The sequence below is a fragment of the Acidiphilium sp. genome (assembly GCF_049977125.1).
Lineage (GTDB): Bacteria > Pseudomonadota > Alphaproteobacteria > Acetobacterales > Acetobacteraceae > Acidiphilium.
This window is the reverse complement of record NZ_JBMFGY010000023.1, coordinates 11,938-26,409: the sequence shown is the minus strand read 5'-3', so window position 1 is coordinate 26,409 and position 14,472 is coordinate 11,938. Positions and strand designations below refer to the sequence as shown.

The window sequence follows — 14,472 nt, the reverse complement described above, 5'->3', positions numbered from 1 at the left end:
CACGCGGCAACGGGAAACGATCACGCAGTATTTTGCCACTACGACCGGAATGCCCGGTAGCCGGACGTTCCAGCACCATCGGTCGGAGATACGACCTCGATGCTGCTGTTGCGGCGCACATAACACCCCAGCCCTGCACCCCTCAACGAAGTTTGGTTACACGAATGCGAGAAAAACGTCCATCAACAGTTAATGGTAGTTCGCACCGATGTCGCGACGGCAGAAGCCCTCGATAAAGCTGATCGCATCGACGGCCTGATAGGCACGATCGATCGCGTCGCGCCGGTCAGTGGCGACCGCCGTGACCGCGAGCACCCGGCCACCGGCGCTGACCAGCCTATTGCCGTGGCGGCGCGTGCCGGCCTGGAACACCATGACATGCTCGACCCCACTCACCCCGGCGAGATCGATTACCCCCCCTTGCGCGTACGCGCCGGGATAGCCCCGTGCCGCGATGATCACGCTAGCCGCCGCGCCATCCCGCCAGGCGAGGCGCGTTGCCGGATCGAGCGTCCCGTGCGCCGCGGCATTGAGTATCGGCAACGGGTCGCTGGCCAGCAACGGCATCAGAGCCTCGCATTCGGGATCGCCGAAGCGGGCATTGAACTCGATCAGTCGGGGGCCGGCATCGGTCAGCATCAGCCCGGCGAACAGAAACCCGCGAAACGGCGTACCCTGTGCCGCCATCATCGCGAGGGTCGGGCGGATGATGCGGTCCATGACGGTGTCGATCAATGCCGGTGTCGCGGCGGGATGCGGCGCAATGGCCCCCATGCCGCCGGTATTCGGGCCGGTATCGTTCTCGCCCACACGTTTGTGGTCCATCGCGGTGCCGCAGAACAGCGCGGTCTTGCCGTCGCAAAGCGCGAACAGCGACATTTCGGTGCCGGTCATGCACTCCTCGATCACGATGCTCGCCCCTGACTCACCGTGGCGACGATCCTCCAGCATCGCCGTGATCGCGGCATCCGCCTCGTCATCGGTCATGGCGACCACGACGCCCTTACCACCGGCGAGACCATCGGCCTTGATCACGATCGGCGCGGGGTGGGTCGCGAGATGGGCGCGGGCGGCCCCGGCATCGGTGAAGCCGGCCCAGGCGGCGGTCGGGATGCCAGCCTGATCGCAGATTTGCTTGGTGAACCATTTCGAGGCTTCGAGCTGTGCGGCCGCCCGGGTCGGGCCGAAACAGGCGATGCCGGCGGCCGCCAGCGCGTCGGTTATGCCGAGGGCGAGGGGAATCTCCGGACCGGGGATCACCAGATCGATGTGCTGGGTCCGCGCGAAATCGACCAGGGCGGCGATGTCGTCTGCCGCGATCGGCACGATCGTGCCATGCGCCGCAGCACCCGGATTGCCGGGGGCGATGAACAGGTCGGTCAGCATCGGGCTTTGCGCGATCTTCCAGGCCAGTGCGTGCTCGCGACCGCCGCCACCGATGATCAGAACCCGCATCCCCTGGCCTCCTGCTTGCCTTGCGAGCGGGCGCTTAGCATACTCCATCTCGATGAGCGAAACCTTACCTCCGCCGGCGGGCAACCTGCCGGAACTCACCGTGTCCGAAATTGCCGGAGCGGTGAAGCGCACACTGGAAACAGCCTTTGGGCGGGTGCGGGTTCGTGGTGAGATCACCGAAATGAAGCTCTACGCCTCGGGCCATACCTATATGGCGCTGAAGGACGAGGGAGCGAAAATCCGTGCGATCATCTGGAAGGGCAGCGCATCGCGAGTCGGGCTGAGGCCGGAAAACGGCATCGAGGTGATCGCGACGGGGCGGATCACCTCCTACCCCGAACGGTCGGAATATCAGCTGATCATCGAGCGATTGGATTATGCCGGCGAAGGCGCGCTGCTCGCGCGGATCGAAGCGCTTCGCCTGCGTCTGCTGGCCGAGGGTCTGTTCGAGGCGTCGCGCAAGCGGGCATTGCCGATGTTGCCTCGGGTGATCGGCGTGGTCAGTTCGCCACAGGGTGCGGTGATCCAGGACATCAAAACCACGATCGCGCGGCGCTTCCCAAGCCACATCGTGCTCTGGCCGGTCGCGGTCCAGGGCGAGGGAGCGGCGGCACAGATTGCCAATGCGATCGCGGGCTTCGGCGCGCTGCCGCCCCATGGCGCGATTCCCCGGCCGGATGTGCTGATCATTGCGCGCGGCGGCGGCTCGCTCGAAGATTTGATGGCGTTCAACGATGAGGACGTGGTGCGTGCGGCGGCGATGAGCCCGATTCCGCTGATTTCCGCGGTCGGGCACGAAACCGACACGACACTGATCGATTTCGTCTCCGATCGCCGCGCGCCGACACCGACGGCGGCGGCCGAACTCGCCGTGCCGGACCGGATCGCCCTCGCCGCCGATCTTGCGCAATCGGGCGCACGACTGGCCGGTGCGCTGCTGCGGATCGCACAGACCGTGCGGCTGCGCCTCGATCGGGCCGCCGCGGGATTGCCTGATCTGCCCGCCATGCTTGGTGCCGCGCGGCAGCGGCTGGATGATCGGGGCGAGCGGTTGGCCCTCGCGATGCCGGCTCTTCTGGCCACGCGGCGCGCGACGCTCGATCGCCTCGCGGGGCGGTTACTGCACCCGCGCGAACTGATCGCCGCCAAGCGGCACGGTCTCGCATTGCTGGCGCAACGCCTGGCGGTACCCACCGCGGCACGATTGCGCGAAAGCCACTTGAAGCTCGATGCCGCTGCGGGGCGGCTGGAGAGCCTGTCCTACACGGCGGTGCTGGCCCGTGGCTTCGCGCTGGCGATCGGCCCGACCGGCGATCCCGTCACCTCGGCCCACGCGGCCTCGGCGCTGCGACGACTGACCATCCGCTTTCATGATGGTAACCTCGCGGTGCGCACCGACCATCGCCCAACCAAACCAGTTCAGCCGCGCCTTGATCTGTGAGGCGGGTCGTGACGCTGCCCGGCGGCGGTTCGCAGGCCCTGCAATCTTACATGGAATGAAGTTTTATATCTTGTCGGGAGACGCGAACCGGATCATCATGATCAAGTGATCGGGGTCGTCCGTGGGATGGGTTCCGATCGGCATCGGTGGGATCAAAACGAGCTGCCACGATCGTGCGCACGTCCGCGACAAATTCGCGCCGCGTTGTGGTTTCGGCGTTCTGACCCAGGCGGTTCGGCACATGTCCCTCTCCGATTTCTACGCGCAGATCCACCGCTCGGTGAGTGCTACGCTTGGTGTCATGCCGCTGATCGTCATCGCATTGCTGATCGCGGCGGCGGGGTTCACCTTGTGCGCCGGCGTGGCCGGCAGCTTCGGCCTGTCGCGGATGCGCCGCTATAGTGCCGGCCTGATTGCCGGTTTCGTTCTGGCGGGCGGGTTTGCCGGATGGTCGTTGCCCGGCGTCACGCAGCAGCGCGCGGCCTCCTACGCGTTGATCGCGCAGGAATGCACTGCCTATATCGCGGCGGCGCAGGGCAACCACATCACCGTTCCGCCGCCGCCGATGCTGGGCTTGGCGGGGGTTCTGGCCAGCGATATCACAACGATCTGCCACGCCCACGGCGGCGTTGCGATGAGCGATCTGCATGAGGCCATGCGGGCCGAGATCGACCACGGCGTGATTGCCGCGCCCGGCGCCGATGAAGCGGCGATGTGGCATCGGCCTGACATGGGTTCGTGAGCGGTTGCGCGACCGGTCCGGTCTCGGTTAGTCAGACACCATGAACGCTGCTCCGCTTCGCATCGGCATTCTCGGCATCACCGGGCGCATGGGTCAGTTGCTCGCGCAAGCGGTGCCCCTTGCCGGCGCCATCCTGGCGGGCGGCATCGGGCGGTCCGGGGATCTCGCGGCGCTTGCAGCCGCTTGTGACGTCGTGATCGATTTCACCACCGCCGGGGCGGTGCGCGGCCATGCCGCCGTTCTGGCCGCGGCCGGCACGGGCTGGGTGCTCGGCACGACCGGTCTCTCGGATGACGATGAGCGTCTGGTCAATCTTGCGGCGTCCCGCGTTGCGGTGTTCACCGCGACGAATTTTTCGCCGGGGGTCAATCTGGTTCTCGCCCTGGCCGAACGTCTCGGAGCCAGCCTCGCGCCTGATACCCATGACGCTGAAATCCTTGAAATGCATCACCGCCAAAAAATCGATGCCCCGTCCGGCACCGCGATCAGCCTCGGCCATGCCGTTGCGCGGGGCAGGGGGGTCGATTTCGCGTCGGTCCGGCAATCCGGGCGGGATGGTAACACCGGCCCGCGTGAAACCGGCGCGATCGGAATCGCATCCCTGCGCGGCGGCCAGATCGTCGGCAGCCACAGCGCCCTGTTCACCAGCGCCACCGAACAGATCACGCTGACCCACCACGCGCTCGACCGCCGGATTTTCGCCGATGGCGCGGTTCAGGCGGCACTCTGGCTTGCCGGAAAACCCCCGGGTCGCTACGGCATGCGTGATCTGCTGGGATTCTAACCCACATCAATCTTGACCCTTGCCCGGCTTTCCGCCAATCCCGCAGGGCTCGGGCATTCGGCCAGGGCGCTCCCCGGCTCCGGGCAATCGCGACAAGAGGAGAAATCCATGCGCGACCAAGGCGAATTTCTGTTCACTTCGGAATCGGTTTCCGAAGGTCACCCCGACAAGGTGGCTGACCGTATTTCCGACACCGTGCTCGATGCCTATCTGGCGGCCGACCCCTACGCGCGGGTCGCCTGCGAAACCCTGGTGACCACCAACCAGATCGTGCTGGCCGGCGAAACCCGCGGCCCCGCCTCGATCACCAATGAATACCTCGCCCATCTCGCCCGCATGGCGGTGCAGGATATCGGCTACGACCAGGAAGGCTTCTCCTGGCGCGACGCCAATATCGACGTCCTGCTCCACGCCCAGTCGGCCGACATCGCCGCCGGCGTCGATGCCTCGGGCAACAAGGACGAAGGCGCCGGCGATCAGGGCATCATGTTCGGCTACGCCTGCACCGAAACCGAAGCGCTGATGCCAGCCCCGATCCACTACGCCCATCTGATTCTGCGCCGCATGGCCGAGCTTCGCAAAATCGGCGACACCCGCGCCGCCGGCCTGCAACCCGACGCCAAAAGCCAGGTCACCCTGAAATACATCGACGGCAAACCCGTCGGCGCGACCTCGATCGTCGTCTCGACCCAGCACGATGAAGGGCTGAGCCAGAAAGCGATCAAATCGATGCTCCGCCCGCTGATCACCGAGCTCCTGCCCGAAGGCTGGATGTGCAGCGACGAGCATTTCTACGTCAACCCGACCGGCAATTTCGTCATCGGCGGCCCCGACGGCGATTGCGGCCTCACCGGCCGCAAGATCATCGTCGACACCTATGGCGGTGCCGCCCCCCACGGCGGCGGCGCCTTCTCCGGCAAGGACCCGACCAAGGTCGATCGCTCGGCCGCCTATATGTGCCGCTACCTCGCGAAAAACGTCGTCGCCGCCGGCCTCGCCACCCGCTGCACCATCCAGGTCAGCTACGCGATCGGCGTGTCCCACCCGCTGTCGGTCTATGTCGACCTGCACGGCACCGGCACCGACGTCGAACAGGCGAAAATCGAGCGTGTCCTCCGCGAATCGGTCAATCTGACCCCGCGCGGCATCCGCGAGCATCTTCACCTCAACCGCCCGATCTACGTGCCCACCTCCGCCTACGGCCATTTCGGCCGCGAACCCGATGCCGAAGCCGGCACCTTCACCTGGGAGAAGACCGATCTGGTCCCCACGCTGAAAGCCGCTTTTGGCCGCTGACCTGAAGCCCCCGCCCGACCGTCTCTACGGTCGGGCGGTCGGCCACACACTCCGCGCGCGTCAGGCCGAACTGATCGAAACCCTGCTGCCCCGCCTGCGCTGGCCGATCCCCTTTGCCATCACCCCGCGCGAAACCTGGCTCGAAATCGGCGCCGGCGGCTTCGAACACGCCGAAGCCATCGCCCGCCAGCACCCCGATATCGGCCTGATCGCCTGCGAGGTCTTCGCCAATTCCATCGCCTCGCTGCTCTCGCGCCTCGCCCCGCTGAACCAGCCGGAAACCATCCCTGGCAATCTGCGGGTCCATGACGACGACGCCCGTCCCCTGATCCGCAGCCTGCCCGATGCCGCGATCGCCCGCGCCTATCTGATGTTCCCCGATCCCTGGCCGAAAGCCCGCCACGCCAAGCGCCGCTTCGTCCACCCCGCCACCCTCGCCGACCTCGCCCGCATCCTGCAACCGGGCGGCGAATGGCGCATCGCCAGCGACGATCCCACCTACCAGGCCTGGGTCGATCAGGTCTTCGCCGCCACAACCCTCTTCACCCTGATCGAAACCACCGAAACCCGCCCCGCCGACTGGTGCCCCACCCGCTACGAAGCCAAGGCGATCCGCGCCGGCCGCACCCCCCGCTACTGGCGCTTCGCCCGCGCCTGAACCGAGCTCCATGACCACCCAGCCCAGCGCCACCACCGCCGAAGCCGCGAAAGTCATGGCCGCGGGCGTCGCCAGCATGGTCCTCACCCTCGGCCTCGCGCGCTTCCTCTACACGCCGCTCCTGCCGCTGATGCAGTCCCAGGCCCATCTCTCGGTCACCGGCGGCGGCTGGCTCGCCACCATCAACTACGCCGGCTACATGGCCGGCACCCTCCTCGCCGCCTCGGTCGGCGACCTCGCCGCGAAATTCCGCCTCTACCGCGCCCTGCTCATCGTCGCCCTGATCGGCACCGCCGGCATGGGCCTGACCACCAACATGATCGTCTGGGCCATTCTGCGCTTCGCCGCCGGCATCTCCTCGGTCGCCGGCCTCCTGCTCAGCTCCGGCCTCGTCATGACCTGGCTGCGCCAGCACGGCCGCCGCCTCGAACTCGGCGTCCATTTCGGCGGCGTCGGCCTCGGCATCGCGGTCTCCGGCCTGCTCGCCATCGCCATGGCGCACGCCCTGAACTGGGCCGATCAATGGATCGTCGCCGGCGCCGTCGGCATCCTCCTGCTGATCCCCGCCTGGGTCTGGATGCCCGCGCCCACGCGCCCCAGCGCCCACCAGGCCACCACGCCCGACCATCCCCCCGCCCGCGCCTGGCTCGTCCTGTTCACCCTCGCCTATTTCTGCGCCGGCGTCGGCTACGTCGTCAGCGCCACCTTCATCGTCGCCATCGCCGCCCACAACCCGGCCCTGCACGGCTACGGCAACCTCATCTGGGTGATCGTCGGCCTCGGCGCGATGCCGGCCTGCCCGCTCTGGGACCGCATCGCACGCCGCACCGGCGACAAAACCGCCCTGCTCGCCGCCTTCGCCCTCCTCTTCCTCAGCATCATGCTCTCGGCCCTCACCACCGGGCTCGACGGCCTGATCCTCGGCGCCCTCCTCTACGGTGCCTCCTTCAACGGCATCACCAGCATGACCCTCAGCATCATCGGCCGCCTCTACCCGAGCAACCCGGCCACCGCGATGGCCCGCCTGACCATCAGCTTCGGCGCCGCCCAGATCATCGCCCCCGCCGCCTCGGGCATGATCGCCGCACTCACCGGCAGCTACCGCGGCGCCTTGTTCATGGCCGCCGCCACCATGCTGATCGGCATGATCTTCCTCGCTGGCCTGCCGCCCGCCCGCACGCAACCCTGACCCACACCGCACTTACCTTGCAGCGCAACAATCCCCATCTTGGCAACAACCCAACCCCAGCATCGGACCCAAAAATGCTCGAGAAAACCACGTCCCCCCTGTTCGAACCCGTCACCATCGGCGATCTCACCCTGAAAAACCGCATCGTCATGGCCCCGCTCACCCGCAGCCGCTCCTCCGATGCCGGAATCCCCCCGAAATTCGCCGCCGATTACTACGCCCAGCGCGCCACCGCCGGCCTGATCATCTCGGAAGCCACCAACATCTCCGCCCAGGCCCGCGGCTACGCCCTGACCCCCGGCATCTGGACCGAACAACAGGTCGAAGCCTGGCAGCACGTCACCCGCACCGTCCATGCCAATGGCGGCGTCATGTTCCTCCAGCTCTGGCACACCGGCCGCATCTCCCACCCCGACCTGCACAACGGCGCACTCCCGGTCGCCCCCTCCGCCATCGCCCCCAAAGGCCAGGCCTTCACCAACACCGGCCTGAAAGACCACGTCACCCCCCGCGCCCTCGAAACCGACGAAATCCCCGCTATCGTGGCCGACTACGCCCACGCCGCCCAATGCGCCAAAGACGCCGGGTTCGACGGCGTGGAAGTCCACTCCGCCAACAACTACCTGCTCGAACAATTCATCCGCGACAGCACCAACCACCGCACCGACCGCTACGGCGGATCACTGGAAAACCGCCTGCGCTTCCCGCTCGACGTCGTCGCAGCCGTCACCAAAGTCTGGGGCGGCGGCCACCGCGTCGGCCTGCGCATGTCCCCCGGCACCACCATGCCCGGCGAAACCCCGCGCGATTCCGACCCCATGACGACCTACGGCACCTACATCGCCGAACTCGCCAAATTCAACCTGCTCTACATCCACGACATCGAAGGCATCACCCAACTCAGCCGCGCCGCCGACGGCATCGACTACATGACCTTCCGCAAAGCCTTCCCCGGCGCCTACATCGCCAACAACAACTACACCCGTGAACTCGCCGACAGCACCATCGCCGAAGGCAAAGCCGACCTGATCAGCTTCGGCCGCCCCTTCATCGCCAACCCCGACCTGGTCGATCGACTGCGCACCGGCGCCCCCCTCGCCGACGCCCCGAAACCCTACTGGTACGGCGGCGACGCCAACGGCTACGCCAACTGGCCCGGCATGAACGGCCCGATCGCGCTGATAAAAGCATAACGGATAGAGCCGCTGATTTCCGATGTGACTGAGCCACGCGGTTCAGTCACATCGGATGTTATCCCAACCACTTACGCATCGACCTGCCGGCGCTCGGCCCGTGCGTCGTGGTCCGGCATTGGCTGCCCCTCGAGTTCCAGCCGTTGTCTGGGCAGCGCGCCGGGGTAGGTGGCTTGCAGATAATCGATCATCTTTTCACGCACGTAGCAGCGCAGATCCCACGCTTCGCCGGAGTTGCGCGCCGAGACCAGGGCCCGCAACTCAATGGTGGTCGCAAGCGCATGGGTGACTTGAAGCACGACGACCTTACCGCTCCACAACGGGGTCGAATGGACGATTTCAGTAAGTTTGGCGCGTAGCGCATCAACCGGCACGGTGTAATCGACATTCCAGTGAACGGTGCCGATCAGTTCGGAGCTGTCACGCGTCCAGTTCTGGAACGGTTGTTCGAGGAGCCACGCGAGTGGAACGATCATGCGCTGCCAGTTCCAGATCCGGACCACGACATAGGTGCTGGTGATCTCCTCGATCCAGCCCCATTGGCCGTTGATCACGACGGCATCCTCGACGCGCAGGGGCTGGGTGATCGCGATCTGGATACCGGCGATCAGGTTCGACAGGACCGGCCGCGCCGCGAGGCCGACGACCAGCCCGGCGGCCCCGGCCGAGGCCAGTAACGACACGCCGTAGTCGCGCACGGCCGGAAACACCATCAGGGCAGCGGCGATGGTGATCATCAGGATCAGCACGTGGCTGGCGCGGCGGAGCACCTGCCATTGGGTCACGTGCTTGCGCGCCATGACGTCGGCTTGGATATTGTCCGGCCGGAGCGAGAGTTTATAGACCGTGAGGGTATCGACGACGACCATCAGAGTCGCGCCGATCAGAACGATGAACCCGGCGCTGAGCGCGTGCAGCAGGTCGAATTTGCGGGCAGCGGAGAGCGGCGCCTCCGGCACCACGGCACCGAGCAGGATCACCGCGATGAACAGGAACAGGATGCGCCGCGTGCGTGTAACCAGCATGCCCAGCACCGGGCGGCGCTCGAGCAGCTTGCGCGGCAGCACGCGCACCATGATGAAATGTCCGATCATCGCGACCAGAACGGCGCCGATCATCAGAACGGCGGTGATCAGCGCCGGTGGCCATCCGTGCATGGCGGTGGTGGCATTGACGGCGGCGTGGGCGATCGGGTTGGTCGCGGCGGGCTGGGTCACGAAGCCTCCTCTGACGTTTGGCGCAGGATGATGGCGCGCTACGACAAATCTTGTCATGGCGAGCACGACCACCCGCGGATGATGCCTCCGCGTCAGCCGAATACGACGATGATGCTCGCCAACAGCTGGCGGGGCCGTAGCTGAGCCGAAGCGACCACGCGCCAGAGGGCAGTTAGAACCCGCAACCGCCGATGCAAGAGTATTTCGCTGCGGTGATCAGCCGCCGAAATAGCCCGGCAGGATCTTTTCCGAAGCGGTTTTCGGGTTGTCGGCCAGTAATTTCGGATCGGTGGTGACAATGATGGTTCCCGCCATCGGATCACCGAACCCGTGAACACCGGGGCGGACTTTGGCGACGGTGCGCCCGCCGGGTTCCTTGGCGAGAATCGCGTGGACCGAGCAATAGTAATGTACGATGCCCTGACGGCTGAAGCTGATGGAATAGGTGTGCACCTTATGGCCGGGGCCTTTGGTGCCGGCCACCGCACCATCGAACGCCTTGCTGGTGGCACCGCTGGTTGGGCTGAATCCGATGATGGTGTGGCCGCCGGTGTCCTCATTGACGAACACGAGTTTTTGACCGGGCCGCACCGCGATCGGGTTTTCCAGGAACATGTTGGCGCCGTTCATATGGACATACACGGGACTCATGCCCGCCGCCCGGGCGGAGGCAATGCCGGCGAGGGCGAGACCCAGTGCCACGATAAATGGTTTCATGCGATCAGCCTTTCGGGTGGTTTCAGTCGAACCTGACGAGCGCGAGGATGTAACCGAAACGCGCCCGGAGAGGAAAGTCTGGAGCGATCAACCCGCCGTGACCGTGGCTGCAAGCGCGCCGGGCTGGCCGGCCAGAAGATTGTCACGGTCGATCCAGACGCCACCAGACAGGATCTGGGTGCGTCTGAACCTCGATTTATACGCCATTTTCGGACTTTCCGGCACCCAATAGCCGAGATAGACATAGGGCAACCCCAGCTCGGCCGCGCGCTCCACCAGCCACAGGATCGATTGGGTGCCGAGCGAGCGCCGCGCCAGTTCGGGGGCGAAGAATGAATATACCGCCGAAAGCCCATCGCGCATCCGGTCGGTCAGGCAGGCGCCAACCAGCCGGTCCGCGCCATCGCGATATTCGACCAGCCAGGTCTCGATCGGGGTGTCCTCGACCATGGCGCGGTAGTCATAAAAGCTCATTGCCGCCATGTCGCCATCGCTATGTCGCGCCTGCTGGTAGCGCTGGAACAACAGATATTGCTCGGAGGTCGCACGCGGCGGCATTTCAAACGCGCGCAGGTCGGTGTTCATGGCGGCGATGCGCCGCTGGGTGCGGCTCGGAACGAAATCGTTCACGACAATGCGGATCGGAATGCACGAGCGGCATCCCTGGCACACCGGCGCATAGGCAATGTTATGACTGCGGCGAAATCCCCCGCGGGACAGCCGGTCATGCAGCGCTTCGGCCCCGACGCCGGAAAGCTCGGTAACGACTTTACGTTCGGTCCGGCCCGCGAGGTAGGGGCAGGGCAGCGGGGCGGTGGCGTAAAAGAATTGCGGCGGCCTACTCACGGCTTTGCTATGGGTCATCACGATCCGCTCATGCGGGCCTGCCACGGTTCAGCGCGGTGGCATGAACCACGGTCAACCCCGACAGCAGATCATGCAGGGCGCGATGACGCCTGGTGACCAGAACCAGCAGAAACGGCAGCATGCTCAGGGCGAAGGACAAATAGAGCAGCACGGTCCAGACGATCGCCTGTGCGATGCTGGGGCGCAACGGTTCAGGCTGGTCAAGCGTATCGTCCTGGCGAAGCGTCAAACCGAGCAGGCGCTGGCCCGGGGTTGCGGCGGCGCGGGTGCAGAGCCAGGCGATGTAATAGATCGGCGGGACCAGCGGCAGCAGATGCAGCAGCAGAAATCCAAGCCCCAGGGTCAGGATGCCGAACACCAGGATGACCCAGGCCACCGCCAGCGCAAGCAGCGCGATCACGATGACATCGATCATGAACGCCACGATCCGGCGCGGCCAGACATCGCGGGTCAGCCAGGCATCCAGCACGATATCCGATCGGAGCGACAGGCTTTGACTCATGACAAACAGATTATGTTCCAAGCCGCGCTAACGCAATGGGATAATGCGATCCCCAGGCCAAAGCGCCCAAGCGCGACGATGCGTGTGACCTTGCGCGCGACAATGGGTGCAACGGACAAGCGGCCCGACAATGGACAGGCATGCCCGCGATTGCTAAACGCGCGGCGACGCAACACGCGCCGACCTGTGAAACACGCCGGCTTGCGTGAGCCGTAACCGGAATCCCGCTGATGAAAATAGTTGCCTGCAATTCGAACCCGCCACTTGCCGAGGCGGTTGGCGCCGCACTCGGCCTCAATCTGACCAGAGCCATGATCCGGCGCTTCGCCGACATGGAAATCCATGTTGAAATTCTGGAAAACGTGCGCGGCGAGGATGTATTCGTCATCCAGTCCACCGCATTTCCGGCCAATGACAATCTGATGGAGCTGCTGATCACGCTCGATGCGCTGCGCCGCAGTTCGGCGCGCCGGATCACCGCCGTCATTCCGTACTTCGGATATGCGCGCCAGGATCGGCGGACCAGCGCGCGCACGCCGATTTCCGCCAAGCTGGTGGCGAATATCATCACCGAAGCGGGCGCCAACCGGGTGCTGACCATCGATCTGCATGCCGGCCAGATCCAGGGGTTCTTCGATATTCCGGTCGACAATCTGTATGGCGCGCCGCTGTTCGCGCGCGACATCAAGGAGCGCTTCGCGGACCGGGACGTCATGGTGGTGTCGCCCGATCCGGGGGGTGTGGCGCGCGCGCGCGCCACGGCGAGCCGGCTGCACTGCGACCTTGCGATCATCGACAAGCGCCGGGAACGGGCCGGCGTATCCGAGGTGATGAACGTGATCGGCGATGTCGAGGGCCGCAACTGCATCCTGATCGATGACATCGTCGATTCCGGCGGTTCGCTGTGCAACGCGGCCGAGGCGCTGCTCAAGCACGGCGCGGCCTCGGCCTCGGCCTATGTCACGCACGGCGTGCTCTCGGGCAGCGCGCTCGACCGGATCGAGGCCAGCCCGATCGAGATGCTCACGATCACCGACAGCATCCGGCTCGACGCCGGTCGCACTCAGCCGAAAAATCTGCGGGTTCTCACGATCGCGCCGCTGCTCGCGAGCGCGATGCGCAATATCTCCGAGGAGACCTCGGTCAGTTCATTGTTCGATTAGCAACAGGAAAACCTCATGAAGCTGTTCTATGCACCAGGCGCCTGCTCGCTCGGCATCCACATCATCCTCGAGGAAATCGGCGTGCCCTATGAGGCGCAGGCGGTCAATCTGCGTGAGGGCGAACAGTTCAAGCCGGCGTTCCTGGCGGTCAATCCGAAGTCGAAAGTGCCCGCGCTGCTGCTCGACCATGGCGAGATCCTGACCGAATGGGTGGCGATCGCGGGTTATCTGGCGGCAACCAACCCGCAGGCCCGGCTGGTGCCCGAAGACCCGTTGGAATGGGCGCGGGCGACCGAGATCATGGTCTATGTCAACAGCTACATGCATGGACAAGGGTTTTCCCGGATCTTCCGCCCGGATCGGTTTGCCCCCAACCCCGAAGACAAGGACGCCGTGCGCGCCGAGGGGCGGCGGATGTTCGCCGAAGGCTTCGCCCTGATGGACGAGCGGCTGGGCGACAAGGATTTCCTGCTCAGCCACTATACGATCGCCGATGTCGCCCTGTTCTATGTCAGCTACTGGGCCGAGGGCCGCCAGACCCTGACATTGCCGCCACGTGTCGCGGCGCATTATGCGCGCATGAAATCCCGCCCCGCGGTGATCAGCGCGATGAACGCCGAGGGTCTCGCCTGATGGCGCTGCCGCGCACGCCATTCTGGTTTCTCCGCCACGGCCAGACCGATTACAACGCACGCGGCGTCTCGCAGGGCTCGGTCGACATCGCCCTCAACGCCACCGGCCACGCCCAGGCGCGCGAGGCGGCGCCGCTGCTGGAACGTCGGGGCATCACCGCGATCGTGGCCTCGCCGATGCAGCGCGCCCGCGTGACCGCCGAGATCGTCAATGAAACCTTGAAATTGCCGATCGGTTTCGAGCCGGACCTGCGCGAGGTGGTATTCGGCGGCATGGAGGGCAAGCCGCTCGAACCCTGGTTCGCCGCGTGGCTGGACGGCAGCGCGACGCCGGCGGGCGCCGAAAGCTTCGCCGAAATCACCGAGCGCGCCAGTCAGGTGATGGGGCGGCTGCTGCTGGCGCCGGGACCGCTGCTGATCGTGTCGCATGGCGCATTCTTTCGGGCGCTGCGCGGGTTGATGGGCCTCGACCTCGATGTGCGCACCCGTAATGCCGCGCCGATCCTGTGCGAACCGGTCGGAACGGGGTGGCGGGCGACGGCGCTGTCGTGATGCGCTGACGCCGGGTTGCGTCGGATCAGGGATGGCCGACGGCCGATCGCTGAAAATTTTGTCC

Annotated in this window: 15 protein-coding genes; 10 read left to right on the top strand and 5 right to left on the bottom strand. The window is 65.7% G+C overall.

The annotated features are described in order from the left end of the window. Positions 1–189: 189 nt before the first annotated feature. Entirely contained in the window at positions 190–1,455 is a 1,266-nt protein-coding gene (gene purD / locus ACP5E6_RS05970; protein WP_427952806.1) for a phosphoribosylamine--glycine ligase, read from the bottom strand. A gap of 52 nt (positions 1,456–1,507) precedes the next feature. Here purD and xseA point away from each other — a divergent pair, with 52 nt between their 5' ends. From xseA to ACP5E6_RS05935, 7 genes are all read left to right on the top strand, one after another. Further along, entirely contained in the window at positions 1,508–2,896 is a 1,389-nt protein-coding gene (xseA, locus tag ACP5E6_RS05965; protein WP_427952804.1) for an exodeoxyribonuclease VII large subunit, read from the top strand. A 241-nt stretch (positions 2,897–3,137) separates the two neighbouring features. Beyond that, complete coding sequence (locus tag ACP5E6_RS05960) at positions 3,138–3,638, top strand: hypothetical protein (protein WP_427952802.1); 501 nt, start codon at positions 3,138–3,140, stop codon at positions 3,636–3,638. Between the two features lie 40 nt (positions 3,639–3,678). Beyond that, complete coding sequence (gene dapB, locus ACP5E6_RS05955; RefSeq protein WP_427952800.1) at positions 3,679–4,422, top strand: 4-hydroxy-tetrahydrodipicolinate reductase; 744 nt, start codon at positions 3,679–3,681, stop codon at positions 4,420–4,422. A gap of 108 nt (positions 4,423–4,530) precedes the next feature. Next, positions 4,531–5,718 carry a methionine adenosyltransferase gene (gene metK / locus ACP5E6_RS05950; RefSeq protein ID WP_427952798.1) on the top strand — a complete coding sequence of 396 codons (1,188 nt, stop codon included), beginning with the start codon at positions 4,531–4,533 and terminating at the stop codon, positions 5,716–5,718. Next, positions 5,708–6,376 (top strand): tRNA (guanine(46)-N(7))-methyltransferase TrmB, encoded by a 669-nt coding sequence (trmB, locus tag ACP5E6_RS05945; protein WP_427952796.1) that lies wholly within the window; start codon positions 5,708–5,710, stop codon positions 6,374–6,376. The genes metK and trmB overlap by 11 nt, the downstream gene beginning before the upstream one ends. Positions 6,377–6,386: 10 nt before the next feature. After that, complete coding sequence (locus tag ACP5E6_RS05940; protein WP_427952794.1) at positions 6,387–7,565, top strand: YbfB/YjiJ family MFS transporter; 1,179 nt, start codon at positions 6,387–6,389, stop codon at positions 7,563–7,565. Positions 7,566–7,639: 74 nt separating this feature from the next. Then, the gene (locus tag ACP5E6_RS05935) at positions 7,640–8,758 is read left to right on the top strand and encodes an alkene reductase (RefSeq protein ID WP_427952792.1); all 1,119 of its coding nucleotides are present in this window, start codon (positions 7,640–7,642) and stop codon (positions 8,756–8,758) included. A 71-nt stretch (positions 8,759–8,829) separates the two neighbouring features. Here ACP5E6_RS05935 and ACP5E6_RS05930 read toward each other — a convergent pair whose 3' ends face one another. The 4 genes from ACP5E6_RS05930 to ACP5E6_RS05915 all read right to left on the bottom strand — a co-directional run bounded on the left by ACP5E6_RS05930 (position 8,830) and on the right by ACP5E6_RS05915 (position 12,061). Continuing rightward, on the bottom strand, positions 8,830–9,975 hold the full coding sequence (locus tag ACP5E6_RS05930) for a mechanosensitive ion channel family protein (RefSeq protein ID WP_427952790.1): 1,146 nt from the start codon (positions 9,973–9,975) through the stop codon (positions 8,830–8,832). A gap of 216 nt (positions 9,976–10,191) precedes the next feature. After that, complete coding sequence (locus ACP5E6_RS05925; protein ID WP_427952788.1) at positions 10,192–10,692, bottom strand: cupredoxin domain-containing protein; 501 nt, start codon at positions 10,690–10,692, stop codon at positions 10,192–10,194. Between the two features lie 87 nt (positions 10,693–10,779). Continuing rightward, entirely contained in the window at positions 10,780–11,556 is a 777-nt protein-coding gene (locus ACP5E6_RS05920) for an arginyltransferase (RefSeq protein ID WP_427952786.1), read from the bottom strand. A gap of 10 nt (positions 11,557–11,566) precedes the next feature. Beyond that, complete coding sequence (locus ACP5E6_RS05915) at positions 11,567–12,061, bottom strand: RDD family protein (RefSeq protein ID WP_427952784.1); 495 nt, start codon at positions 12,059–12,061, stop codon at positions 11,567–11,569. Between the two features lie 230 nt (positions 12,062–12,291). On the opposite strand from ACP5E6_RS05915, the gene ACP5E6_RS05910 reads away from it, so the two are divergent. From ACP5E6_RS05910 to ACP5E6_RS05900, 3 genes are read left to right on the top strand one after another with little or no spacing between them, the layout of a single operon-like run. After that, a complete protein-coding gene (locus tag ACP5E6_RS05910) occupies positions 12,292–13,224 on the top strand; it encodes a ribose-phosphate pyrophosphokinase (protein ID WP_427952782.1) in 933 nt (310 codons plus the stop codon). A gap of 15 nt (positions 13,225–13,239) precedes the next feature. After that, positions 13,240–13,857 (top strand): glutathione S-transferase family protein, encoded by a 618-nt coding sequence (locus tag ACP5E6_RS05905; RefSeq protein WP_427952780.1) that lies wholly within the window; start codon positions 13,240–13,242, stop codon positions 13,855–13,857. Further along, entirely contained in the window at positions 13,857–14,408 is a 552-nt protein-coding gene (locus ACP5E6_RS05900) for a histidine phosphatase family protein (RefSeq protein WP_427952778.1), read from the top strand. The genes ACP5E6_RS05905 and ACP5E6_RS05900 overlap by 1 nt, the downstream gene beginning before the upstream one ends. Positions 14,409–14,472: the final 64 nt, after the last annotated feature.

What these genes read in the sequence shown, in the direction of transcription:
- purD (WP_427952806.1), bottom strand. Translation starts at nt 1,455, where the DNA reads ATGCGGGTTCTGATCATCGGTGGCGGCGGTCGCGAGCACGCACTGGCC.
- xseA (WP_427952804.1), top strand. Translation starts at nt 1,508, where the DNA reads ATGAGCGAAACCTTACCTCCGCCGGCGGGCAACCTGCCGGAACTCACC.
- ACP5E6_RS05960 (WP_427952802.1), top strand. Translation starts at nt 3,138, where the DNA reads ATGTCCCTCTCCGATTTCTACGCGCAGATCCACCGCTCGGTGAGTGCT.
- dapB (WP_427952800.1), top strand. Translation starts at nt 3,679, where the DNA reads ATGAACGCTGCTCCGCTTCGCATCGGCATTCTCGGCATCACCGGGCGC.
- metK (WP_427952798.1), top strand. Translation starts at nt 4,531, where the DNA reads ATGCGCGACCAAGGCGAATTTCTGTTCACTTCGGAATCGGTTTCCGAA.
- ACP5E6_RS05940 (WP_427952794.1), top strand. Translation starts at nt 6,387, where the DNA reads ATGACCACCCAGCCCAGCGCCACCACCGCCGAAGCCGCGAAAGTCATG.
- ACP5E6_RS05935 (WP_427952792.1), top strand. Translation starts at nt 7,640, where the DNA reads ATGCTCGAGAAAACCACGTCCCCCCTGTTCGAACCCGTCACCATCGGC.
- ACP5E6_RS05925 (WP_427952788.1), bottom strand. Translation starts at nt 10,692, where the DNA reads ATGAAACCATTTATCGTGGCACTGGGTCTCGCCCTCGCCGGCATTGCC.
- ACP5E6_RS05920 (WP_427952786.1), bottom strand. Translation starts at nt 11,556, where the DNA reads ATGACCCATAGCAAAGCCGTGAGTAGGCCGCCGCAATTCTTTTACGCC.
- ACP5E6_RS05915 (WP_427952784.1), bottom strand. Translation starts at nt 12,061, where the DNA reads ATGAGTCAAAGCCTGTCGCTCCGATCGGATATCGTGCTGGATGCCTGG.
- ACP5E6_RS05910 (WP_427952782.1), top strand. Translation starts at nt 12,292, where the DNA reads ATGAAAATAGTTGCCTGCAATTCGAACCCGCCACTTGCCGAGGCGGTT.
- ACP5E6_RS05905 (WP_427952780.1), top strand. Translation starts at nt 13,240, where the DNA reads ATGAAGCTGTTCTATGCACCAGGCGCCTGCTCGCTCGGCATCCACATC.
- ACP5E6_RS05900 (WP_427952778.1), top strand. Translation starts at nt 13,857, where the DNA reads ATGGCGCTGCCGCGCACGCCATTCTGGTTTCTCCGCCACGGCCAGACC.